This window comes from Bacillus sp. BML-BC051 (genome assembly GCF_019656175.1).
Classification (GTDB): domain Bacteria; phylum Bacillota; class Bacilli; order Bacillales; family Bacillaceae_G; genus Bacillus_A; species Bacillus_A mobilis.
Map to the genome: position 1 here is coordinate 1 of NZ_BPLI01000023.1, position 21,980 is coordinate 21,980.

Sequence of the window (21,980 nt, forward strand, 5' to 3'; positions counted from 1 at the left end):
CCCGTTGCTCCTGTTGCTCCCGTTGGACCTGTTGCTCCCGTTGGAATATAAATTGGCGGAAGAGCTGGAAAGGTAGGTCCAATATTTTCTGGTCTTATCATACCTTTATTCAACGATAATTTGTCATTGCGGTTCAATTTAATACCTCATTCCACATTTTGTTTACTACTTAACAAAATAATACATCTATCATTTTGGAAGAATTCCATAACTACTTTTTCATTCTCAAATGATTTTTACATATAGTAAACTTTTTACCGTTGCTATAACTAGTAGTATTAATATAATAAAATCATAGTTCAATTTCAAAATACTAAATCGGTTACGTTCTAATTTAAAAATGAGGTGATTTATATTCAAGATAAAAATGAAGAAATAAAAAAAGAACTATTATCACTGGCTCTTGAAATTATTCTTCCATACAGACTTACAGGTCCTACTGGACCCACAGGCATTACTGGGCCTATTATCACAACAAACTCTATGTTCGCTAATAATACGATAGGTGGTCCGATTTCAGTCATATTAGGTGGAACTAATATTCCACTTTCTAATAACCAAAGTCTCGGCAATTTTACAGTGAACGCTTCAAATGATATATTTACAGTTCCTGTTACTAAGAGATATTATTTAACCTATCAAGTTAATACGACAACTGCACTACTTGCTGGTACAAGGCTACTATTAAACGCTTCAACTCCACTTCTCGGATCTATTTTTTCACCCGCAATATCAACTTCAAATTATAATAATAATTTAATAACCAACTTTATTGCCGGTAATACAATTTCACTTCAACTATTCGGCCTATTATCCGTAGTTAATTTAGTTGGAGGTGGTTCAACTGGTGCCTCTTTAACAATTATACGAATTGATTAAAAAATGATTCGTTCTTTTTTATAATAATCATTCTTAAATGGTCAAATAGAAACGATTACGTAATTAAAGCTAAAATCCTTTCAATAACTACACGATAGTGATTAAGCAATAAAAAACATTTCTACTATATTAATAGTAGAAATTATCTATACTAAATTTTCCGTATATACATTATCAATTTACACTTTTTCCTAACGATGTTACATTGAATAAGAAGACAGATTCCCAAATGCGAACCATCTCAAAACGTATTTGAGAAACATACTCCAATCCTATACGCGAGAGCAATACTATGTTGACACTCAAAAGAGTGTCTTTTTTTATGAATTTTAAAAATAAAACCATCTCTTATAGATGGTTTATCAACACACATTGATTTATATTCTTGATATTAAGACTATTTTTATGAGCATTTCGTATAAGCATGATTTAACTGATTAAAGCTATTTTCAAAGACGACATATCAGCGATAATTTATGTCTATTCTGTATAGGTGTTAGCAAGTTCGTTTGCAAACTTGTTAGCACTTTTTTATTTTTCTTCTACAAAAAACTTCATTGTATCTCTTCTATTACACATCACTCTCACTGCCATTATGACGCAAATCATCAATTAAAGAAACAAATTATAATAGTCGCTTCCTTAACGTACAGAAATTTTTTTCTTTCTCAAATTTTTCTTAGGCTGTAAAATTAGTGTTTTGTTGGTACTACCCCATGCCCATCAAGTTAAGATTATATAAGTTTAATTTCACGTGAGTTTTTTTCTTTTTTCTAAAGGTCCAGTGTAAGTTCTTTAAAGGTTTGCATACTAAATAAACCCTATCGGGTTTCAACTTTTTTGATTATGCTACATGATTGTGAGACATAGTAAAGTCGTATACGACGCCTAAGATATCAAAGACTGTTTTCTTCTTGTACCGGTGAGATTTTCTCCCGTTTTTCTCTAAAAGGTAAAACAAACGCAGTAAAACTTTTAATAATTCATGGATGCCCTTCTGTAGTCCATCATAAAACATTAGATAATAATTCTTTATCATATAGATGGATTTGTATTCACTTAACTCTTTCTTTTTCTTACCCAAGAGTAACTGACGCATTTTGAACATCGTCGATGAACAGAGTAAAATACTAATGAGTTGCCCATATAAATGGCATTCTAAGCGTTCTTTCTTAATTTCTTTGCACCTGTTAATTTGAAAAAAAGATTTCCATGTTTTGAACAAAATTTCAATTTGCCAGCGTAATGAATACAAGTCATGGATATGTTCCGTTGGAACATTTTCTGTAGAAAGATTCGTAATATACACGTTGATTCCACTCAACCTTTTACTTCGTTCTTTGTAGGTAATACCTTTCTTCTTTTCTTTTTTGGCTTGTTCCTTCAACCTTTTCTCTGTTTGTTCTTTTGTTAATCGATGAATAATAACACGAGCTGGTAATTTTTGATACTGTCCAATGTATGCCTCTGAAATCTCCATTGTTTGGCCAGGGGACAATTGATTCATGAGTTCTTCCATATCTAACTGAATATAGAGTGTCCCTTTCTTGACGGTCCCATTTCGAAAATACTCTGGCTTATCATTCTTACGATAGATTCGAGAATTTAATTTCAAGCGTGAGACATAATAAGCTCCTTTATCATGGATCTTCTGTAAGTCATGTAGGTCGAAATAGCCTAAATCTCTTATATACAAGTCTTTGGGTCGAATGAATAGCCTAAATCTCTTATATACAAGTCTTTGGGTCGAATGGTTTGTAGGCTTGTTGAACCAAAGGTTTTATCATTTTCTCTTCCTTCGCCTACATAAACGTGCAGGAACTTCCCACTCAATAGGTCATATTCTAATTGAATTTTGACTCCTGCGGTATGGCTACTTCCACCTGAACCTTGATATTGTGAAGAAAACTTATCTGGAAGCTGAAATGTTGTAGAATCTAGAATCCGAATGTGTTTAAAACTCGTGGTATATTGATGAATTATTTCTTTTGTTGAATAAATTCTTTGAGTTAGAAGATTAGCTAGAACTTGTTCTAGCAACTGTACTGCGGAAGCATTAAATCGTTTATTAAGTCCTTCAGGGCTGATAAGAACCCCCGTAGATACTTCAAGATGGCTACATAATTGTGTGAGTGATGTACTTGCAACATGTTGGCTAAGCCATACACATAAAGCAACTAACTCCTTTGCTTGATATTTACTCTTTCGCTGAACGAATCCTTTTTCTTTAGCTAGGTGTTCTAGAACATGAGGAGACATATGTCGTTGTAATTCTTCAGCAATCGGTTGAAGTTCGTCAAGAATCGAAAGACCCATAAAAAAACGCCATCCTTTCCTATAATTCTACAGAAAGGATAACGTCTTTTTCGCTTTATGGATAGTGCAAAATCTTAGCTTGATAGCGATGCGTCAGTACCCCAATTAGGCATACTAAAAATTTTAGTCTACCTAATTGTTTTTAAATGGATAATTTATATGTTTATTTATTATATCTTTGAAGAAATATCGTAACCTTCTCTTTTGCAAACTGAGTACTCAAACTACCTGGGTTTATATCGAATCCATGGTCAACGTCCGGAAGAAGGTAGAATTCATGAGCTACATTTTTCACAGTCAGTTCTTTGTCTAACATTTCACCTTGTTCTACTGGAACTATACGGTCACCTGTTCCTAATAATGTAATGGTCGGTGGTGTGTTGTCTTGAATATAATTGATCGGTGAAAGTAATTTATATCGTTCGGCAAATTGTGAAACAGTGCCTCCAATGTACTCTTTCATAACACCGTGTACATAATTAGTGCTCGGATTATCATTATAAAACATTGTCATATCTGCTGGCCCATACATGTTAATGACAGAGTTAACATGTACTTCTGGAACATTAGTTGAGGCTGGTAACTGTTCTTCCCCCATACTATAAGCAGCCAACATAGCGAGATTCCCTCCTGCCGATTCCCCCATTACATTTATTTTATTCGGATCAATCTGATAGGTATCTGCATTCTGTAATACCCATCCTAGTGCAGATTTGATATCTGCTACTTCATCTTTCCATCCTGCTTGTGGGGGCATACGATATTGTACGTCAAAAACGGTGTATCCTAGGTCATTTAGCCATTGTTTCCAGTGTGGAGCTTCCCCTTTATCACCCGATACCCATCCTCCTCCATGCACTAGTACAACAGCAGGCTTTAATTTGTTTTTTGAAGTCTCTTTAGCTGGCCACACATCCATCTTTAATTCAATACCATCCGTAGTTTTTCCATACACTACATTCTCCATGGGTTTTGTTAATATAGTTTGGCTGTTGAAAAAGTGGGAACTAAGAGAAACAGTAGCGTCTTTACTGTTAGCATAGCCCAACATACTAGTAATTGGCTGTACAGTTAGAAAGATTAATAGTAGTGACAATGGTACTAAAATCACCTGTGCAATTTTGGCTTTTTTCCAAAAAGCTAGTATTAAAAGAACTATTATGAACAATGTTACAATTAATAGAGACACTGGAAATAACGCTGTAGCCCAAGCGAGTGAACTCATTAATTTATCCATATCACTTGGATTCAGAATATAGTACGATATTATGCCAATGATAGGGAATACTACTAATGTTAGGATGGTCAAAATCCACTGTATAATGCCTCTAGGTATCCAAGATGTTGTATGTTTCATTTTTATTTAACCTCCATATTATTTAGATTTTAAGTATAAAGTATTTTCATCTCATTTGCTATTTAAGGGGGGCTCGCCGCATCGCTATCAAGCTAAGAAAAACAAATACCCCGAAATGGTAAAATGTACATTCTTTTGTTTTGAGGGTGTTATAAAATTCTTAAGTTGATGGATGTGGGGTAGTACCACATGCCCATCAACCTAAGAAAAGCAAATACCCCAAAACGAGAAAATTGACATCTTCAGATGAAAATGTACAATTTTTTTGTTTTGGGGATGCTTCAAAATATTAGCTTGGTAGCAATGTGGCTCTACCCATATAAGTTCGTGAGCTACTGTACTATGACCATATCATACAGCTAGTTGAGTGTTTAAATGTTTTTGGTCAGAGCTTTTGTCTTGATATTATATGAACTCACTCGATTACTCCATAATTTTTAGGTAGTGAACGATTTTAGATTACCTAAAATCATTATGATGTCCTAAATAATATTTAAAAAGCTAAGCCCATACATCGCAGCAACTGTAAAAATGACTGTCCATACTGCTAGACTGACCGTCATCCAACTTATGACATGTGTCCGGTTAGATCCAAATGTTAAAGCTAATACGGCTGCAATATCAGTTCCTACGAGAATTGGAGCTAGAAGAGCCAAACCGGGAATACCATATCGTTCCCATATTTTTCTTGATCGGGTTTCTTTTTTAGAAGGTGTTGTTATACCTTTTTTTAGTTTTCTTGCTGTTTGCCATTTTGCATACTGTTTAAAGAAAAAACCGAGTAATAGAACCAAGATAAGATTTCCTGCAAATGCTGTTACTCCTACTGCAAATGGTTGTAACCCCCATGCGATACCAAGTGGTACAACGATTGATACATCCATCCATGGGGCAAAAGCTAAAAGAAATAACACTACATATTGCCATAATGCACCCGCATTTTGAGCCCACTCCACCATATTGTTTCATCCCCTTTGTTAAATACGATTTAAAATAAGAATAGTAGTTAACCAATAGACAATGTATTGACCTGCACCTAGTAAACCAATGCACAATAACGGAACAAAATTATGTTGAGAAAAGAGGAAGCAAATCCCTGCCGTTACTGGAAGCGCAATGCTATAGTAAATATACACATTTCGGCAAGACTTATAGGTTACCCACTGCTGCCCTTCATCTATTTCACGAAATTCAGATGGTATAAAACCAAATAACCTAATCTTATCATGAGGATTCTTTCGGTTATAAATCCTTGTGAGAATGAGCCATAAAAAAGTAACCGTCACTAAAATCCCGAAACATAACTTAGCTAAAATGACTTGTGTATTCATAAGAGAAAACAGTAAAAATGCAATAATCAACACAAATATACTGGCCCCTATAAGTGGAGACCTTAAAACCTGTTTTATCATAATCGTTCCTCTCCCTTTAAATAAAAAACCTCTTCTACGGTAACTTGAAATACAGCAGCTATTTTTAACGCCATAGTGACAGATGGAGAATAATCACCTTTTTCTATTAATCCAATTGTCTGCCTTGTGACCCCAATTGCATCAGCCAAGTCTTGCTGAGTCCATCTAAATCGTGCTCGTAATTCTCTAACTCTGTTTTCTAGCATCATAATTTCCCTTTCCTCATTTACAATTACTGTAATTGTAAATGATTACTAACAAAATGTAAACAATCATTTGCATTATGTCATGAATAATTGCAAATGCGACATAAATTACCCTTAAGCTAAAAAGGGAGCCCACCCCATCGCTATCAAGCTAACAAAACAAAATACCCCATAAAATGAAAAAATACGCTATGCTTTATGTAGAATCATAGGAAAGGATGGCGTTTTTGATATGAAATTATCGATTTTTGATGAACTAGAACTGTTTTCTAAAGAGTTGTAACGATATATATCATCACAGAAGTACTGTTTCTTTTTAATTTGCTCTTATATAATTCTAATCCCATACACCTTCACAAACGCGTCATACTTAGCTGCTAACTCTTCTAATTTCTTCTCTCTGTATTTTGTCACTGTAAAAAAATGAATAACTGGTACTTTTCCGTTATACTTCAGTTTATAAATTTGCGTAAACTCTTCATATTTTTTTAACTTCTCATCATTCACTTTCATTTTCTGTGACCGATCTACTTCGACTGCATGGAGTATATTTTCTTCATCCCGAAACTTCACATCAGGTACTATTTTCTTTTTCTCCTTATTCTTTATATAACGTATATCCGTTTCAATCTGCCAATCGTCCGGACAAAATAAATGTAACCATGCTTCATTCCGTAATAGTGCATGAGCTAGTTTCCCTCTCGATACAACCTTACCATCATCACCAAACATGGCATGCCCTTCTTTATTGAGATAATACACATACTCTTTATTTTGCATGGTTTTACTCACGTATGGTTTTAAATCTCCCAAAATACGGTTTGCATTACGTATACCACCCATATCATGCACACTCATTAAATGTCTTCTCGTTGCAAACTGAAGCTTTCTAATCGTCGCAAGTATCGCCATCTGACGGTTGATTTTCATGTGGCTCTGGATGTTCATGTTTTTCCACCTCATATTCTTTTAGATGTTTCCACGTGACCTTGTCATCAATATACGGCACTTGCAGTACGGTGAAGCTTTCCTTCATATATATAGCTCTTCCTGGAATAGATGGTAGTTGTTCTAATCCGGACTGATCAATTACAACCTCTGATGCGGTACGAGTCGGTAAACGGAAACCTAGTTTTGCATTCGCCATCTGTTTGACTACCCTCGGCAATGTATCTCCTGTCGGATATTGTGTACAGAAGACAATACGAAACCCAAGTGCCCCTCCGACACGCGCAATGTGACTAAGCATGTATTGGCACTCTTCCAGCATTTTATTATGAGCTCTCGGTAATCCTTTTGCAGGTGCGAGTACCGCTCCTTCATCCACTACTATGAAATACCGGTCCTTTTCCTTCGTATGAACAATATTCTTGATACCACGTTCTTTCATGTACTTTCCTCGCTCATGCATTTTCTCCATTACTTTTAACAGCATGCCATGCGCTTGTTCTGATGTTTCAGCGATTTGTTCAACTTGTTTCAGCTTTTTATATTCGCTAAATTCGAGTCCTTCTTCTTTTAAATCAATTAAATAGAAATGTGCATGATTTGGATTTGCTAATGATAAAGAAGCAAACATATTTTTAAGGAAGACTGTTTTCCCCATACGAATTAATCCACCTACAGCCATATGTGGTGTTTCATCAAAATCGTGGTAAACAATGGTTTCTAAACTCTGGCCAACTGGAATACGCCATTTCCCTTTCGTTACTAAATCCATTGACCAAGACCAGTTCTTCGGTATTTCTCTACGGAATACACGGATATTCAATTTATAATTATCGTATTGAATACGTACTGGTTTATTTAATCCTTCAGAAACAACGTCCTCAACCCTCTGTACGATTTTACTCGGCATACCAAGCGATAAGGTATATACATAAGTCATACTACGATCATCATCAATTTGTTTTCGGAACTTTGGATATTGTAATTTTTCTTCATTATTTCTTTTGATCGCGATACCAGCTACCTCAAAAAACACCTGTATCTTTCGCTTATCATCATTTTTTCTTTTGAACTTTTCACCGAATAATGCCACTGTTAAACCTGCAACTGGAACGAGTAATAATTCAATCATTTTCTCCACTCCCCATATACCCTTTATAAGGGTATATATCCCTTGTTTTTGGAAGACTCCCGTACTTGCTCTATGTTAACGACCAGTAAATGTCCCGCAATTCCATGTTGGTATTCCCTTATAGAAACGTGAAAAGCACATAACGTAGAAGATACAAGAACGAGCCTGTGAGCGTTGTGTACATGGTCATACGTGGAAGCCAATGTGGAACACTCTGCCCCATTTTCTCTGCAACCTTCATCGTAATCACTGACAAGCCAGTTGCCGTCCATACCACTACCGCTTCACCTACGATTGTCATTTGAATCCCTCTTTTCGAATGAGTAGTAATCCCTTCGGTGTCATAACCGGTTGATACTCATTAATGACATCTCCCCACTCCAGCACTTCATCCTCGTCTTCATATAAATCATCCATTATATCGTTTGATAAACGGTAATAGCCTTTGTACTCACGATTATCAAAAACCTCATGTCTTGCCATGTGATCCACAATTGCATTCGTTTCTTTTTTACCATTAGAAGCTTTATACATACTTCTTAATTCTTTTGATGGATACAGGTAAGGTGTTTCGTTTAAGTGTGAATATTGCCAACGCATATACGTACTCTCCCTTCTTGGTGTCCCTGATTCCACTTGGTATTCCTCGTGGTCTTGATATAGGTATATGACCCAGAAAGAAGGAGTTTGCCTGTCTATACAAATTTAATTATGATTTTTTTACAAATTATATTTTGAAGGTAATTCCCTTTACAATATGGAATAATTCAACAGGTGATGATAATGATTATTTTGAAGAGTAATATTGGAGAATTATTAAAACATAGTGGATTAAAAGGAAAGTGGATTGCTCAACGATTAAATATAAGCCAGAATCAAATGAGTAATTATGTAACGGGTAAATCTTATCCACCAGTAGACAAAGCATTTGAGTTAGCTCAAATATTCGATTGTAGGGTAGATGATTTATACGAAGTACAAGAAAAAGACCCTGCTAATTAATTACTAGCAGGGTTTAGCGCATATTGAGGTAACGGTTGGCCCTCAATAGATTCCATATACATTTCAGCCAATCTTGATCCATCGATTAGTTGTATATTCAATTCTTCACCATATTTTTTTGCATTTTTTGAAAAACCACCTGTTGATACTACATAACCACCTTTTGCCTCTCTTTTGGCAATATTACTATGCACCAGGGCAATTGCTTTATAGGACATATCGCTACATAAACACTTCACCTGCCCCAGATAAAGGTCACCGTTTACTGTATGTTCAAAGTCTACACCATAATCACCTGTAGCTACCGTTACAAATGCAGAACCACCATAATATTTCTCAATTACATCAGCAACAAAAGCTTCAAATTCTAATGGTGTTTGACGGATGAATACTGATGAACACTTTTCATTTTCTAACGGCTTCATAAATCGATAATAAAGCCCCATTGCTAAAGTACGTTTAAACTCTTCATCTTTATTAAAACGAGCAATGAGTTGGTATAAATGATGGTCTTTTCTTCTTTTATAGACATACCACGAAATGTAAAGTATACCTGCTATCACTAGAAAAGCATATAACATATACACACCACCTTAGAAATAGTATTTCTTTTGAATTAAAATTTATTTATTAAGCATCACACTATATACAATAGAGTATTGGCATTTTATATGAAGTCAACGTCAAGAAGCATTAGAAAAAGCAGGACAATAATATTATATTTGCTGCCATTCGCCGTAAAAATTTAAGCCTTGCACTTATGACTATTTTGTTGAGCAATCGATATGTTATGCTGAAATGTCAATATACCTTAAAAAGGAGCTCTCTTTATCAAGAGAGCTCCTTTTCTTATTTCTTCTTCTTTTCTGTTGGTTGACTTTGTTTAGCGAAATTAGATGAATCATCGAAATTCGGTTGCTTTTTACCCGCATTATTACTTCTACCTTTTCCCATATGTAATGCACCTCCCCTCACTCTTACTATTCCCAATAAAAAAATCCTCTTGCATCCAAGAGAATTTTTTATTGGGCTCTTATTAATAATGCTCAACTGTGCCCGTAGTACTTCCAAATGGAATTAAATCTTTTAATGCCAAATCTATACTCATCGTTACCTCCTATTTTCGTACACTTCCAATATCTAAATAAACAATAATATAAATATTGGATGTAATAAAAAAACTCGGCCCTTTTAAGAGCGGAGTTTTTACTTCACATACACATAGGCTTTATTTACAATTAAGCAGATTTTATTTCACATAAATATTATTATACTAATCTAAAATTTCCATGTTTACATTTTTTTCTTTTTATCTCATAATTTTAATTGGGAAAGGGAGAAAAAAAATGGTTCAAATCAAAGTAACACCTGAAATGCTAGAAGAAGTGGCTAATCGCGCAAATAATACCAGAATCGCATTAGAATCTATACATAATAATTTATGTAACGAAATAGATCAATTGTGTTTTCAATGGGTTGGTGCCTCTAATCAACAATTCGTTCAAATGTTCAATGATGCGAGACCAAAAGCTTTTACATCTATCAATTCAATTATACAAGTAGAAGAAGATTTAAAACGAATTGCCGAAAAATTCCGCAACACAGATAATCAAGATGTTACAATGGAAGAAGGTGCAATGTGTGGTAAACCCCCTGAAAAATCTACAATAGAAAAGGTTTGGGACGGTATTGTAGAAGGTACGGGACTAGCTGTTGAAGATACAGTAGAAGGCTTTAAGGCACTTGGTAAATGGGAGACGTGGGAAAACATGGGGAATGCCGCCCTGCACCCTATTGATACCCTTAGTACCATGTATAATGTATTGTCAGATTCATTTATTAATGATGTAATAAATGGTGACGCAGAAAGTCGTGCAAAATGGGGAAGTTATGCTTTAACTCAAGTTGGTTTAGGACTTATTGGTGATAAAGGAATAAGCAAAGTCACTACACTCGCAAAGGGTGCGAGTGTAGCAAAATTCTCAGAAGGTATTTCGCATTTTACAAATAAATTGCAAATGGGAGATCGCTTTGCATATGCTAGCGTTAGTGAGTTTAGAGATATTCCAAAAACTTCTTTTAATTCTTTAGAAGAAGCACGTAATACATTTATGTTTGCTGACTCTGGTAATTTAAATACACCTAGATTCCAAGAATATCTTAGCCAAGTAGAAGAAATAACAAACAGAAAAATTCCTGAAAATCAAAGAGAATTGCTTCAGGAAGCTTTAGAAAAGAATGCTTATGAACGATTAAGCAAAGAAGAAGTAGATCAAAGAAGGGCTGAGTTCAATACTATAAAAAATAAGCTGATAGCTGAATGGGAAAAAGAAACAGGCCAAACATGGCCTACATATACGGAGGAAGTTATTTCGAGAAGAGGTAAAGTATCACGGAGAATTGATAAGCCATTTGATGCACATCATTTTATTGAAAATGCACATGGCGGAGAACATGAATGGTGGAATATGCACCCAGCTAAATACCCTGATGAACATCAAGGTGGTATACACGCTAAGGACAGTATCTCAAGAGAAATTTTTAAAAAGTAATTAACGGAGGTAACGAAAGCTATGTTTGATTTTTTGAAAAAGTATGTTGTAGCTAATGAAAGTGTAAAATCTGACCAAACACCTATTTTCTATCCTTTAAAAAGTGAGGAAATAGAAGAGGCAGAAGAGTTGTTAAAAATGAAATTCCCTAAAGAATTAAAAGATTTTTACAAGGAAATTGGTTATGGTTTTTTAGAAGCATCAGATAGGTTCTTTTTTAATAGATTTATGGACCCATTTTCGGTTTCTGATTTTCGTTTAAGGGAAGATATTTATGAATACAACCCCAATATAGATGGTGTTGATGATGAAGAATCGCTGGTGTTCTTTGAAGTAACAGAATTAAATTTTTTAACAATTAAATTCAAAGAAGAAAATGAATTAGGCCAATGTCCTATTTACTCGAGTTCTACAAAAATAGCGGATTCTTTAGAGGAATTTATAAATAAAATGGTTGAAAATCCTGATTATTATATTTAATCTTTTTAAACAAAGAGAGAGTCTGCTCAATATAAGCAGACTCTCTTCCTACTTCACATGTACATAGGCTTCATTAGTTGTTACATAGTATGTTTTCCCTTTGCTTTTGTGTAGACAGTTACTTTCGCATCAATCGTAAATTCTAAACCTGCATCTACTGAGCCAATGATACCTTTTGATGAGCATTTAAAAGTTCCTCTTGATAAAGTTTTTAATTAAGGAGTGTTGAGAACAATGGGGAGATATCCACTAATAGCAATCATAAAAGAAAATGAGGATAAAGAAAATGTGATTTACAGTTTTGGTCCAGATACTGAATCTTGTATGTTAAATCCAGAGCTTTATAGTAGATGGAATTTTAAAGTTGCAAAGAATGCAACTAACCGTGTGGAAGCATTTATTTTACTAGATGATATGCCTGAGAAACATATTTCCTTGTTATATAAATGCGTTCACAAAATATATGCTCACATAGAAGAAAATGGTGGTATAGAAAATATGAATAGCATTGATTTTCCGGAATATTTAGAGTTTATTGTTTAATAGATATCAGCATTAAACGTTGACATAATAATTATAAGAAACCGACTCTTTTATGGGAATCGGTTTCTTTGTCATGCTGTTACTAAATTAATATATGTTTACATAGGCCTCATTAGCTGTTACATAGTATATTTTACTTAACCTCATACCACCAACCTTTACGGTCAAGGTATCCTTTCATTGCATTAAGTTGTGTATCTGATGTTGGCTCAGAAACAAAATATGTTAATCCATCAGATTGTAATTTAAAGTTCGCTGTCATTTTAACAGATGTTAAAGCTTGCATAACATCTTGAACCTCATACGGTGAAAAAGCTCCTGATTGAATGATATTTTGTTTTGGTACCTCTTCTTGTACTTGCTCCGCTGCTCCAGTAAACCAAGATAATGACTTACTTCCAATAAGTGAATTAAGGTCACACTTGCCAATACCAGGTACATTGCCTGTTTCCGTGTACTGCCAAATATCACAAGGATACGCTGGTTTATTACCGCCATACCGCGGAATCCATACAAAATCACATTTTACATTTGCCGTATCGAAAGGCGCATACATATGATGGCCAACATATAAACCGACTTTCTTAGCTCCTAAGCGGTATAGTTCATCAATAAAAGCTTGGGTGCCGGCTCTCATATCATTCATTGTTTTCACTTCTACATCCGCAACCCAAACTGTAGCGCTCTTGTCACCGCGGTTCCAGAAGTCTTGCGCTTCTTTCTTTGCATCAGCAATCGAAACAAATCGGCAAAATGCATAGTTACCAAAAGGAATGTTATGCTGCTTCATACTTTGTACATACCCTTTGTATAATGGATCAACGTAATTTGAGCCATCTTGTACCCTAGCAATTACAAAATCCAAGTACTGTTTTGCGACTGGCCAGTTAATGTTACCGTTCCACTTTGAAATATCTACGATTTGTCCCATTATTGATTCGCTCCTTTTTTATCTGCTTGTTTTTGTTTCCCTCCTAAAATCTCAACCGCATTAGTTAAAGCTGACGGTAAAGGGATTCCAATACGACCAGCATTTTCTAATAATGAAAGCAATTCATTCCCGATGAAAAAGAAAATCGTTGCTTCACGAATTGCACTGTTTGTTCCCATAATTGCATCGGCTTGAGTAGCTGCTGCTACCAAAAGAAAAAGCACCACCTTTTTGGCGATGCCTTTAAAACCAACTTTACTTTTCAACTCCCCATTAACCCCTGCTGCGAATACACCAGTGAGATAGTCGATGATTGCCATGATAACGAGAACTTTCAATGTTGTATCCCATCCCCCCAAAAAATAACCACAGAGGCCACCAAACGTAGCTATAAATGCTTTCAGTAATACATCAATACGATCCATCTTTTCATCTCCTTTTTAAGCAATAAAAAAAGACCAGCTTACGGCTGCTCTGATTTCTCATTTATTAATTTTCGAACTAAGTTTTCTAATGATGCTAGTTTGTTGTTTATTAATGTAATTTCTTCATTATGCTTTCTCTCCATTTCTTGTATTTTCACATTTTGGTTTTCTTCAAGTTCCTGTAAGGCTTTGATTGTAAGTGATGCGTATGAATACAAGTGAATTCCTTTCCCACTTTCATCCACAAACATTTCATCACATTCATCTACGATTAAACCGTAGTATGTTTTAATATCTTGTGTTGTTAAGGGTGGATCGTTAGGAGCTTTCTCTTCTCTCATCCGGTAAAGTTCGTTTACAGCATTCTTATAATTAAACTGTCTGATTCTAAGATTTCTAATTTTTTCTAAGGCGGAAAAAGAAATATCACGAATATTGGATTTATATTCCCGTAGTGAAGGAGTCATAAAATTCCCTTGAATAGCACCCCAACCATTTTGAGTAACAGCGGATTTTAGTTGGATAATTCCTGTATATCCTGCTGCACGGCTATTACGTAAAGTGATATTAGGTAATCTTAAATCAGAATCTGTACTATTATCTTCAACGACTAACGAAGTTTGATATAATCCAGTTTTTCCTCGTCTAAAATACCAACTCCCATTTCCTGCATAAAAAACATGGTAATCATTAGCGTTCAGAACACTTAATCCGTTTCTTTGCAATTCCCAATACACAGATTTTTTGATTTCACCATTTTCTATGCCATCGCTAATCCCAATGTTCGCATAAGCCCCAGACCATCCTGCACCTGCTTGAGACATAAATAACGTGCCTGCAGGAGCATTAGTCTTTTCATCTGACCCTAAGATGAAAGTCGGTTGCACTGCACCATCTGCTCTTCTGTAATGCCCCAGAAAAGCTCTAGCAATTCCACTTTCATATAGGCGTATAAATTGGTCGTCTAAACTAACATAGTTATTGTTATTTGACGTTCTAATTTGGCAACCAGTTAGCAATCCCGCTTTAATCCACTCAGCGTTAACTTTACCGATTAAATCTATTCGTGCAGCATTTAAACTTAATGTTTTCTTTACTCATGTTAATGGCTGCTATTACATCGTTTTCTTTTACAGATATACTAACGCCCTTTTCTGTTAACTGGAGGCGTGACTCCACATCTCTTACATAAGAATCTGTAGCAAATTGTCCATCTGCTTGTGTCTTTGTATATACTTCTGTCTTTTTTGCTGCGGCATTGATACCCTGTTCATTAATAGTGAAACGGTTATCAATCAGAGTCATCTTCTGGTTAAATTGTTCAGTTGCAAGCTTATTGGCTAATTCATCTAATAAATCTTGTTTATTTTGATTCACTGTTTGTTTTAACTCAGGAATCTTAAACCCAGCAACATAATCCTCTACTTGTTTAAGCTCAACTTTTGCTCCGATTGCGGTTGCTTGTTGTTCAAGTTTTGTATTTGCTTCAGTTAGTTTCTTTCCTTGATCTGATACTACATTGTTTAAATTACTAACTGTGGAAGATAACCCATCTGCTGTTTGCTCCGCATTGCTCATGCGTTTTTCAAATCCAGCTTGGCTATTTTGGACATTTGTTACAGTGGTTTTTACACCATCCACACTTTTTTCAATATCGGTTGTTTTAGATTGAAAAGTACCTTGTGTTACTCCATCTTCTGGAGCGAGATTCCAAGATTCAATTAAGTCACCGAATGTAACCATTATTCCAGTGAACGTTGCATCGATAGTAGTTATGTCAGCGGTAGCTATATTTACACGTACTTCTTTTAATTCACCTGTATATATAGTTGTATCGAATGGTATAGAAATCCTAATCCATCCATTGGTTACTTCTTGTTGTCTTAAAATGGCATAATATTGCTTTTCTGTTCCGTTTTGGTCATAGGTGAACCTCATATATAAACGTGGATAATCTGTACCAGTTGTAAAACTTGATACATTTATATAACAAGAAGCTATCCCCTTCTTCTTTTTAAACACGTCTACGGGTAACTTTTGATAAATAAAAGCTTTATTACTTGTTATTTGTAAACCATTCTTAATAGCTGGTACTTCCCAGATATTCACATCTATAAATTTAAAAAGAGTTGTATTAGTAATTCCAATCCAAGAATTTGTACCATTCGAAAAATCAGAGTTAATTACATAGTTTCGAACATTAACTTCTCTTGTCTCTAAACTTGTAAATTTTTCGGTGATTTTTCCAGCCTTCTCTTCTATTTCAGTAGTTTTTTTCTTTAAATCATTAGTTGTTTGCTGTACATCAGATATCGTCTTTTTCGTACCTTCCACAGTAGACTCAACTGTATTTAATTTATTACTAATTTCAGTATCTTTTTTCGTTAACGATTCAATTGAAGTTGTAAATCCACTTGAATCTTGTTCAAACTTAATGTCACTGTAATTCATTCATATTTTCTCCTTTTCAATTATATGTATAACTCAATATGATTATATCAAAAATAAAGGTAAGAAGTTGCCCCTTCTTACCTAACTAATTACAATCTATGATTTAATAGATTATATAATCCCCAAAGCCATAGCTATCAACCAAATAGCACTTTTTTTATTCTCATAAAAATTATCACGCCTCATCATCAATTCGTTATAAACATAGGAATCTTTCACTTTCTCATTCCCTAAATATTTCAACTCAATAATCTGCCGCTGATCATTATCAAGGGCATGTTTCAACGTCCGTTCAATTTGTTTAAAACGTATCTCATGATTCTTATCGTCACCTTTCATTTTAGGAAAAAAAACAATGCCCCCAGCTTGAGCCTGTTCTTCTTGATTTTTCATCCGGACGCACAATGCTTTGTAGTTTTTCAGCTCCTTCACCACAAGTCTTCGCATCTCCTTTTCATCGATGTCTTCAAAAAATGACAATTGATTCATATGATACGGTTCCCCTCCGTTCGATCTACTTTCTTGAACTTTTACTTCATTTCCTTTTTACATTCTTCAAGAAAATCGATGACTTCTTGAGTCTGCACTCTCGTAGAAAGTAATTCCATCACATCGCCTTCTGTGTTATAAACACGAATCGTTCTTTCCTTAAACTCCATCCCTAACATCCCATCATCACCTAAAAGCTTTACGTTATCTTCTATTTTCAAAACCTCGCTTTCTATTAAAAGGATTATTTTATAAACATATTAACTAGCAAAATAATTAGTATTATTAAGCTATTACTCCAATCGTTCTATTTAATTTATACATATATTAATAGTAAATCGAGGAAAGGAGGTTTTTATATGGCTGAGCATACAAAATGTGTATGTGAACAATTAGAAAGATTACAGTTAGGTACAGAAGTAGATGTTTTCCTTACAGGAACAACACTAGAGGATCTTATTTTTACTAACTTTAATCCAGATAATTTTTGTGTAACATTTGTAGATAACACAACAGAACCTGGCTCTATAATTGTTTTGGACTGTCGTGATATTCAAGCGCTTAGAATTGAAGCTGAGTAGAGTAAAGATAGGGCTTTGAAAAAAGCCCTATTTCATACAGCATATTTCAATATAAATTATAAAATAGAGGAGCCGGAAAAATGTCAGTTTTCATCAACTATGCTATTACTCCCAAAGTATTCAATCCTAATCTAACATCTCTTCCAAATAACCGAATTTCTTTTATCCCAACCCCAAAAGAGAGTTCTAAAAATATTTGCTATCTTTTAGAAACATTTTACTTAGGAAAAAAAATAAAACAGCTGTTAGTTAACGGCACAATATTAAAAGCTTCTATATTTGTAGGATTCCATAATAGATCCGGCCTTGCTACATTTATAGATGAAAGCGGAGATATCACTGTAGTTAACTGTGAGCGTATTGATGCGATTGTGCTTTTATTGTGAATTTATATGTGAATAAATAATCATTATTTTCAAGATAAACGTGTAGTTCTTACACATAACGCCAGTAACTGTTACTATAAGAGACTAGGTCTGTAGGACACTAATATATAGTTCTTTTTTAGGCTCAACCGAATAAAATTCAACATTCCGTTAATAATAAAAATACAGTTTCTAAATTCCCTTCATACCCGAGGGCTTAGCGGCTAACTTTTGTTAGCGGCTCTTTTTATGTTTTACACGAATAAAAATCTAAATTTTCCCGATACTATATAAGACTTTATAAAGTTAGCTTTAAGTTCTTCCCACTCTAGCTTTCTTGGTCGAGAGCCGAGCAGTTAGCTTTTGCTAGCTGCTCTTTTAATTGCACGTTTTTGTCTTAATACTCATATATTATTGAGAATCAAAATATGATTTTGTATTTAAGGAAAAGTATTCTTTTTCATTACTCCACTCCCTCTTTAAAGAGCGTCGTTTGAAGAAGGTCTTTAAAGTGGGAATACATTTTATAATCTTGGTTACACTGTAAACCGGATCGTGAATAGCCAATTTTACTAATACCCACTCTATGTCTATTACCTTGGGCCGAGCAGTTAGCAAAAGCTAATTGCTCTTTTATATTGAGTTAATAATAAAATTTAGGTCTTATTCCTTTTCTACATCATATACTTTTAACCTAACTATCCAGCTCAAAGTGTTACCTCCTATCTTAAAGAGCACTTATGCATGGTGCTCTTTTTTATTTTTTTCATTTCTACATAACGTGTTCAATCCCGTTCATACTATTTTTGTAACTTTAAGTTGCAAACTATTTCTGTAAGCGCAGCGTTTCTATTGTTTTTAAATTAAACATATCTAAAAAACATACATATAATATGTTGGGTATTCTTTTTCAATATTAGTTTTGGTCAGAGAGCACTTCTAAAAGTGCTCTTTAATGTATTGCAATGTAACACGTTTTACATACCATAACCATAGAATGTAAAGAGCACTCAAGACATAATTTGTATATAATCGTGTACATTTTTTGTACACGATTTTTTATTAAATAACTATTTTATTAAAAATCATTAATGAGCTACTCCTTACAGTTTTGTAATATTAATGTCACTAAAATCAATTTTTTCACAATAAACTCTTTACTATAATTTTCTATATACACAAACAAGGAGAGAATTATATGAAAAAATCATTAGTTATATCTGTATTACTCACACTGTTTTCTAGTTTTGCTATTGGATGTGAAAGATCACCTACTATAAATAGAATGGGAACCGAACAATACTATGTACAAATTACAAACAACGGTGAGATAAAAAAGAACCAACGATTCTATACTTTATCTACTTATAATCAGGATGGGGTAGAAAAAACAGTTACGTTTGGAAGTGTAAAACCCGATAATAAACCACTTAAAGAAAATGCCTTCATACGCCTTTATGTCGATCAAAAAGATAAAAACAATACAGAGATAAATCATAGAGAGATAAAATCCTACGAAGAAGTTCAAAAAGACGATTTACCTTTAAAAGTTAAAGAAAAGTTACATATAAAATAGTTACCCAATCAACATACAAGATAATCTCTTATACATGATATAATTGCAAGTTTATGTAGCTGGATAATAAATGGTCATACTTAACCGAGTTAGCGTACTTCCAGAATTATGATAGAAGTGTGGTCTATCTGCCTTAAAGCGAATTGCATCCCCGCTATTTAATTTATATTGACAATCATTTATTTCAATTGTCAATTCCCCTTCAAACACCGTAATAAATTCTTCGGTCCCTTCTTTATGGCCTTCCGAAATTAATTTCCCTTCTGTTTCAATTTCAACCGTATAGATTTCAAAGTTCCTATCATCTTGAAAAGGAAAAGAAGGATACACTTTATATCTCCCACTGTCTTCTGATAATACTTGAACATCATTTCGTAACACAATTTTTGTATCCGGTTGCGGATTATTGATTAAAGAAGTAAAAGACACTTTCAAACCATTAGCGATTTTCCATATCGTTGTTAATGTTGGGCTTGACTCTCCTCGTTCAATTTGTCCAATCATCGTTTTACTCACACCTGTTAATTGAGAGACCTTTTCTAAACTCATTTTCTCTTTTTCACGTATTGTTTTTAAATTTTTTGCTAAAATAAGTTGAATTTCTTCCATAAGAAACACCCCTAAAATATATACAATATAGCGACCATTATGTATAATAAAAAGCACACGTTATATTGTTCTTTTCGGTCATTATAACACACACTAATTAATTAGGGGGTTTTGAAATGCCTATATTTTCTTTTTTATTATTTGTTTTTATAAGTAGCTTCACACCCGGACCTAACAATTTTTTAGCTATGACATATGCCAATCAACATGGTTTAAAAAGGAGTATGCAATTTTGCTTTGGAGTAGCTTTCGGTTTTTTCATCCTCACTTCATTATGTAGCTTCTTTAATATTGTACTAATTAATATCCTACCCATAATCGAATTCCCTTTAAAAATTTTAGGTGTAGCATACATGCTATATTTAGCCTTTAAAATACTCACTAGTAAAACGAGTACAGATCCAGATGAAAAACATAATAAAAACTTATTTACAGTCGGGATTTTTCTTCAATTTGTTAATCCTAAAGGAATACTATTTGGGCTGACTGTAGTATCTACTTTTATTCTCCCTTACTATAATTCATATTCAAGTTTTCTACTTTTCTCATTATTTCTAGGTGTAGTCGGGTTAATGAGTACATTTAGTTGGAGCTTATTTGGTTCCATGTTCCAAAAACTTTTATTAAAACATACGAAATCATTTAACATCATTATGGCCGTTTTATTAGTTTTCAGTGCTATTTCAATTGTAATCAATTAAATTCGAATTCTAAATTTCTTTTCTTTTTAAAAGTATGTTTTAAAAATTTTGCTAAGATGCCCAATTAATATCCCACTTACATGCATTACTTATCAATTTTCAAGGCGTAAGTCTCCTATATCTAATCATATTTATACGATATAAAATTATAAAAAGAGGATTACTCATAATAAGTAATCCTCTTTTTATGTCCTATCATTTTTAAACATTCTGTTCCGCTAAACTAGAACCTTTACTTTACTTCATACCACCAACCTTTGCGATCAAGCCAGCCTTTCATACCATTTAATTGATCATCTGATGTTGGATCAGAAATAAAATATGTTAATCCATCAGGCTGTAAAATAAATTTAGCTGTCATTTTAACTGAATTTAAAGCTTGCATAGCTTCAGGAACTTCATATGGTGAGAAAGCGCCGGATTGGATAATATTTTGTTTAGATGGCGGAGTTGTCCCACCAGATTGCCCAGTTAATGCATACACTATTGAATTAGCAATCTTATCTGGATTCCATTTTGCCATATCTGCTTCATTATCAATGAATCCAAGTTCAATTAAGATTGCAGGTGCTTTCGTTTTCGATAACACATAAAGGTCTTTTCGTTCCTTTGCACCACGATTTGACCAGCCAATATCTTTTGAAAGTTGCGCTGCTATCTTTGCTGATAAAGCTTGTTGGTCATAATACAGTACTTCAACACCATTAGCATTCGTATCATATGAGTTTAAATGAAATGAAACTACTAAGTCTACATCATGTGAGTTTGTTTTAGATACAATGTTATTTAAATTTTGCGCTTGTGTTGTCCCTACTTCATCAGTATCATCATAAACTGTATGCCCTAATGCTCTTAATTTAGCAACAACTGCATCCTTAACTTGGCGATCCATAATATGTTCTTTCCGATTCCCATAATTTGCACCCTGTACAATACTATTGTGACCTCCATGTAAACTATATATAGCCATTGTTCAACATCCCCTTTTTTATTAATATATTCAAAGCTCGTCTTATTGTCCGGCC

General features: G+C 34.1%; 25 protein-coding genes and 3 pseudogenes. 9 read left to right on the plus strand and 19 right to left on the minus strand.

Annotation, left to right across the window (positions count from 1 at the left end; translation table 11 throughout):
* On the minus strand, window positions 1-137 hold a 137-nt coding region (locus tag K5S59_RS12045; RefSeq protein WP_220784055.1), incomplete at its 3' end, for an exosporium leader peptide-containing protein.
* A gap of 208 nt (window positions 138-345) precedes the next feature.
* Here K5S59_RS12045 and K5S59_RS12050 point away from each other — a divergent pair.
* Window positions 346-879, plus strand: coding sequence for a BclA C-terminal domain-containing protein (locus tag K5S59_RS12050; RefSeq protein ID WP_120450154.1), 534 nt, complete (start codon window positions 346-348; stop codon window positions 877-879).
* A gap of 844 nt (window positions 880-1,723) precedes the next feature.
* Here the strand turns inward: K5S59_RS12050 and K5S59_RS12055 are convergent.
* The 9 genes and pseudogenes from K5S59_RS12055 to K5S59_RS12095 all read right to left on the minus strand — a co-directional run bounded on the left by K5S59_RS12055 (window position 1,724) and on the right by K5S59_RS12095 (window position 8,850).
* Window positions 1,724-3,195 (minus strand): annotated as a pseudogene (locus tag K5S59_RS12055) (IS4 family transposase).
* Window positions 3,196-3,358: 163 nt separating this feature from the next.
* Window positions 3,359-4,552, minus strand: coding sequence for an alpha/beta hydrolase fold domain-containing protein (locus K5S59_RS12060; protein ID WP_098873047.1), 1,194 nt, complete (start codon window positions 4,550-4,552; stop codon window positions 3,359-3,361).
* A gap of 482 nt (window positions 4,553-5,034) precedes the next feature.
* Complete coding sequence (locus K5S59_RS12065) at window positions 5,035-5,511, minus strand: small multi-drug export protein (protein WP_078206864.1); 477 nt, start codon at window positions 5,509-5,511, stop codon at window positions 5,035-5,037.
* Window positions 5,512-5,529: 18 nt separating this feature from the next.
* Window positions 5,530-5,964, minus strand: coding sequence for a hypothetical protein (locus K5S59_RS12070; protein ID WP_098080451.1), 435 nt, complete (start codon window positions 5,962-5,964; stop codon window positions 5,530-5,532).
* Window positions 5,961-6,173 (minus strand): helix-turn-helix transcriptional regulator, encoded by a 213-nt coding sequence (locus K5S59_RS12075; protein ID WP_000979036.1) that lies wholly within the window; start codon window positions 6,171-6,173, stop codon window positions 5,961-5,963. The genes K5S59_RS12070 and K5S59_RS12075 overlap by 4 nt, the downstream gene beginning before the upstream one ends.
* Window positions 6,174-6,497: 324 nt before the next feature.
* Window positions 6,498-7,118, minus strand: a complete 621-nt coding sequence (locus tag K5S59_RS12080) for a replication-relaxation family protein (protein WP_162937137.1) — start codon at window positions 7,116-7,118, stop codon at window positions 6,498-6,500.
* The gene (locus K5S59_RS12085; RefSeq protein WP_120450152.1) at window positions 7,060-8,250 is read right to left on the minus strand and encodes an FtsK/SpoIIIE domain-containing protein; all 1,191 of its coding nucleotides are present in this window, start codon (window positions 8,248-8,250) and stop codon (window positions 7,060-7,062) included. The genes K5S59_RS12080 and K5S59_RS12085 overlap by 59 nt, the downstream gene beginning before the upstream one ends.
* Window positions 8,251-8,368: 118 nt before the next feature.
* Window positions 8,369-8,551, minus strand: a complete 183-nt coding sequence (locus tag K5S59_RS12090) for a hypothetical protein (RefSeq protein WP_098259197.1) — start codon at window positions 8,549-8,551, stop codon at window positions 8,369-8,371.
* On the minus strand, window positions 8,548-8,850 hold the full coding sequence (locus tag K5S59_RS12095) for a hypothetical protein (RefSeq protein ID WP_120450150.1): 303 nt from the start codon (window positions 8,848-8,850) through the stop codon (window positions 8,548-8,550). The genes K5S59_RS12090 and K5S59_RS12095 overlap by 4 nt, the downstream gene beginning before the upstream one ends.
* 183 nt (window positions 8,851-9,033) lie before the next feature.
* Here K5S59_RS12095 and K5S59_RS12100 point away from each other — a divergent pair, with 183 nt between their 5' ends.
* The gene (locus tag K5S59_RS12100) at window positions 9,034-9,252 is read left to right on the plus strand and encodes a helix-turn-helix domain-containing protein (RefSeq protein ID WP_000584773.1); all 219 of its coding nucleotides are present in this window, start codon (window positions 9,034-9,036) and stop codon (window positions 9,250-9,252) included.
* Here the strand turns inward: K5S59_RS12100 and K5S59_RS12105 are convergent.
* Window positions 9,249-9,833: a restriction endonuclease gene (locus K5S59_RS12105; RefSeq protein ID WP_000964895.1), complete on the minus strand. Its 585-nt coding sequence runs from the start codon at window positions 9,831-9,833 to the stop codon at window positions 9,249-9,251. The genes K5S59_RS12100 and K5S59_RS12105 overlap by 4 nt on opposite strands.
* 765 nt (window positions 9,834-10,598) lie before the next feature.
* Between K5S59_RS12105 and K5S59_RS12110 the strand changes: the two genes are divergently transcribed.
* Together K5S59_RS12110 and K5S59_RS12115 are read left to right on the plus strand one after the other, a co-directional pair.
* Window positions 10,599-11,804 (plus strand): WXG100 family type VII secretion target, encoded by a 1,206-nt coding sequence (locus tag K5S59_RS12110; RefSeq protein ID WP_000249926.1) that lies wholly within the window; start codon window positions 10,599-10,601, stop codon window positions 11,802-11,804.
* A gap of 21 nt (window positions 11,805-11,825) precedes the next feature.
* Window positions 11,826-12,284, plus strand: a complete 459-nt coding sequence (locus K5S59_RS12115) for an SMI1/KNR4 family protein (protein ID WP_000459261.1) — start codon at window positions 11,826-11,828, stop codon at window positions 12,282-12,284.
* Window positions 12,285-12,332: 48 nt separating this feature from the next.
* On the opposite strand, the pseudogene K5S59_RS30145 reads toward K5S59_RS12115, so the two are convergent.
* Window positions 12,333-12,460 (minus strand): annotated as a pseudogene (locus tag K5S59_RS30145) (N-acetylmuramoyl-L-alanine amidase); the annotation flags it as partial.
* A 58-nt stretch (window positions 12,461-12,518) separates the two neighbouring features.
* Between K5S59_RS30145 and K5S59_RS12120 the strand changes: the two are divergent.
* Window positions 12,519-12,827, plus strand: a complete 309-nt coding sequence (locus tag K5S59_RS12120) for a hypothetical protein (RefSeq protein ID WP_000534158.1) — start codon at window positions 12,519-12,521, stop codon at window positions 12,825-12,827.
* 133 nt (window positions 12,828-12,960) lie between these two features.
* Here K5S59_RS12120 and K5S59_RS12125 read toward each other — a convergent pair whose 3' ends face one another.
* From K5S59_RS12125 to K5S59_RS12145, 5 genes and pseudogenes are all read right to left on the minus strand, one after another.
* Window positions 12,961-13,758 carry a GH25 family lysozyme gene (locus tag K5S59_RS12125; RefSeq protein ID WP_000529847.1) on the minus strand — a complete coding sequence of 266 codons (798 nt, stop codon included), beginning with the start codon at window positions 13,756-13,758 and terminating at the stop codon, window positions 12,961-12,963.
* On the minus strand, window positions 13,758-14,183 hold the full coding sequence (locus tag K5S59_RS12130) for a phage holin family protein (protein WP_000373876.1): 426 nt from the start codon (window positions 14,181-14,183) through the stop codon (window positions 13,758-13,760). The genes K5S59_RS12125 and K5S59_RS12130 overlap by 1 nt, the downstream gene beginning before the upstream one ends.
* A 38-nt stretch (window positions 14,184-14,221) precedes the next feature.
* A pseudogene (locus tag K5S59_RS12135) lies at window positions 14,222-16,616 on the minus strand (tail fiber domain-containing protein); the annotation flags it as partial.
* Window positions 16,617-16,745: 129 nt separating this feature from the next.
* Complete coding sequence (locus K5S59_RS12140; RefSeq protein ID WP_098258366.1) at window positions 16,746-17,123, minus strand: ArpU family phage packaging/lysis transcriptional regulator; 378 nt, start codon at window positions 17,121-17,123, stop codon at window positions 16,746-16,748.
* 41 nt (window positions 17,124-17,164) lie between these two features.
* Entirely contained in the window at window positions 17,165-17,344 is a 180-nt protein-coding gene (locus tag K5S59_RS12145; RefSeq protein ID WP_000687408.1) for a hypothetical protein, read from the minus strand.
* A 138-nt stretch (window positions 17,345-17,482) separates the two neighbouring features.
* Between K5S59_RS12145 and K5S59_RS12150 the strand changes: the two genes are divergently transcribed.
* The 3 genes from K5S59_RS12150 (at window position 17,483) to K5S59_RS12160 (ending at window position 19,645) form a co-directional block, all read left to right on the plus strand.
* Window positions 17,483-17,704, plus strand: a complete 222-nt coding sequence (locus K5S59_RS12150; protein WP_000807684.1) for a hypothetical protein — start codon at window positions 17,483-17,485, stop codon at window positions 17,702-17,704.
* Window positions 17,705-17,784: 80 nt separating this feature from the next.
* A complete protein-coding gene (locus tag K5S59_RS12155; protein WP_000110267.1) occupies window positions 17,785-18,090 on the plus strand; it encodes a hypothetical protein in 306 nt (101 codons plus the stop codon).
* A gap of 1,177 nt (window positions 18,091-19,267) precedes the next feature.
* Window positions 19,268-19,645 carry a YxeA family protein gene (locus K5S59_RS12160; protein ID WP_000749405.1) on the plus strand — a complete coding sequence of 126 codons (378 nt, stop codon included), beginning with the start codon at window positions 19,268-19,270 and terminating at the stop codon, window positions 19,643-19,645.
* A gap of 51 nt (window positions 19,646-19,696) precedes the next feature.
* On the opposite strand, the gene K5S59_RS12165 is transcribed toward K5S59_RS12160, so the two are convergent.
* Window positions 19,697-20,311, minus strand: coding sequence for a helix-turn-helix domain-containing protein (locus tag K5S59_RS12165; RefSeq protein WP_002071727.1), 615 nt, complete (start codon window positions 20,309-20,311; stop codon window positions 19,697-19,699).
* A 59-nt stretch (window positions 20,312-20,370) separates the two neighbouring features.
* Here K5S59_RS12165 and K5S59_RS12170 point away from each other — a divergent pair, with 59 nt between their 5' ends.
* A complete protein-coding gene (locus tag K5S59_RS12170; protein ID WP_001121296.1) occupies window positions 20,371-20,955 on the plus strand; it encodes a LysE family transporter in 585 nt (194 codons plus the stop codon).
* 232 nt (window positions 20,956-21,187) lie between these two features.
* Here K5S59_RS12170 and K5S59_RS12175 read toward each other — a convergent pair whose 3' ends face one another.
* The gene (locus K5S59_RS12175) at window positions 21,188-21,925 is read right to left on the minus strand and encodes an N-acetylmuramoyl-L-alanine amidase (protein ID WP_097845092.1); all 738 of its coding nucleotides are present in this window, start codon (window positions 21,923-21,925) and stop codon (window positions 21,188-21,190) included.
* Window positions 21,926-21,980: the final 55 nt, after the last annotated feature.

Coding starts and splice junctions, on each gene's coding strand:
- K5S59_RS12080 (WP_162937137.1), bottom strand. CDS start 7,118: ATGAACATCCAGAGCCACATGAAAATCAACCGTCAGATGGCGATACTT.
- K5S59_RS12100 (WP_000584773.1), top strand. CDS start 9,034: ATGATTATTTTGAAGAGTAATATTGGAGAATTATTAAAACATAGTGGA.
- K5S59_RS12060 (WP_098873047.1), bottom strand. CDS start 4,552: ATGAAACATACAACATCTTGGATACCTAGAGGCATTATACAGTGGATT.
- K5S59_RS12105 (WP_000964895.1), bottom strand. CDS start 9,833: ATGTTATATGCTTTTCTAGTGATAGCAGGTATACTTTACATTTCGTGG.
- K5S59_RS12065 (WP_078206864.1), bottom strand. CDS start 5,511: ATGGTGGAGTGGGCTCAAAATGCGGGTGCATTATGGCAATATGTAGTG.
- K5S59_RS12085 (WP_120450152.1), bottom strand. CDS start 8,250: ATGATTGAATTATTACTCGTTCCAGTTGCAGGTTTAACAGTGGCATTA.
- K5S59_RS12170 (WP_001121296.1), top strand. CDS start 20,371: ATGCCTATATTTTCTTTTTTATTATTTGTTTTTATAAGTAGCTTCACA.
- K5S59_RS12075 (WP_000979036.1), bottom strand. CDS start 6,173: ATGATGCTAGAAAACAGAGTTAGAGAATTACGAGCACGATTTAGATGG.
- K5S59_RS12095 (WP_120450150.1), bottom strand. CDS start 8,850: ATGCGTTGGCAATATTCACACTTAAACGAAACACCTTACCTGTATCCA.
- K5S59_RS12115 (WP_000459261.1), top strand. CDS start 11,826: ATGTTTGATTTTTTGAAAAAGTATGTTGTAGCTAATGAAAGTGTAAAA.
- K5S59_RS12070 (WP_098080451.1), bottom strand. CDS start 5,964: ATGATAAAACAGGTTTTAAGGTCTCCACTTATAGGGGCCAGTATATTT.
- K5S59_RS12125 (WP_000529847.1), bottom strand. CDS start 13,758: ATGGGACAAATCGTAGATATTTCAAAGTGGAACGGTAACATTAACTGG.
- K5S59_RS12110 (WP_000249926.1), top strand. CDS start 10,599: ATGGTTCAAATCAAAGTAACACCTGAAATGCTAGAAGAAGTGGCTAAT.
- K5S59_RS12140 (WP_098258366.1), bottom strand. CDS start 17,123: ATGAATCAATTGTCATTTTTTGAAGACATCGATGAAAAGGAGATGCGA.
- K5S59_RS12150 (WP_000807684.1), top strand. CDS start 17,483: ATGGCTGAGCATACAAAATGTGTATGTGAACAATTAGAAAGATTACAG.
- K5S59_RS12160 (WP_000749405.1), top strand. CDS start 19,268: ATGAAAAAATCATTAGTTATATCTGTATTACTCACACTGTTTTCTAGT.
- K5S59_RS12175 (WP_097845092.1), bottom strand. CDS start 21,925: ATGGCTATATATAGTTTACATGGAGGTCACAATAGTATTGTACAGGGT.
- K5S59_RS12120 (WP_000534158.1), top strand. CDS start 12,519: ATGGGGAGATATCCACTAATAGCAATCATAAAAGAAAATGAGGATAAA.
- K5S59_RS12130 (WP_000373876.1), bottom strand. CDS start 14,183: ATGGATCGTATTGATGTATTACTGAAAGCATTTATAGCTACGTTTGGT.
- K5S59_RS12090 (WP_098259197.1), bottom strand. CDS start 8,551: ATGACAATCGTAGGTGAAGCGGTAGTGGTATGGACGGCAACTGGCTTG.
- K5S59_RS12155 (WP_000110267.1), top strand. CDS start 17,785: ATGTCAGTTTTCATCAACTATGCTATTACTCCCAAAGTATTCAATCCT.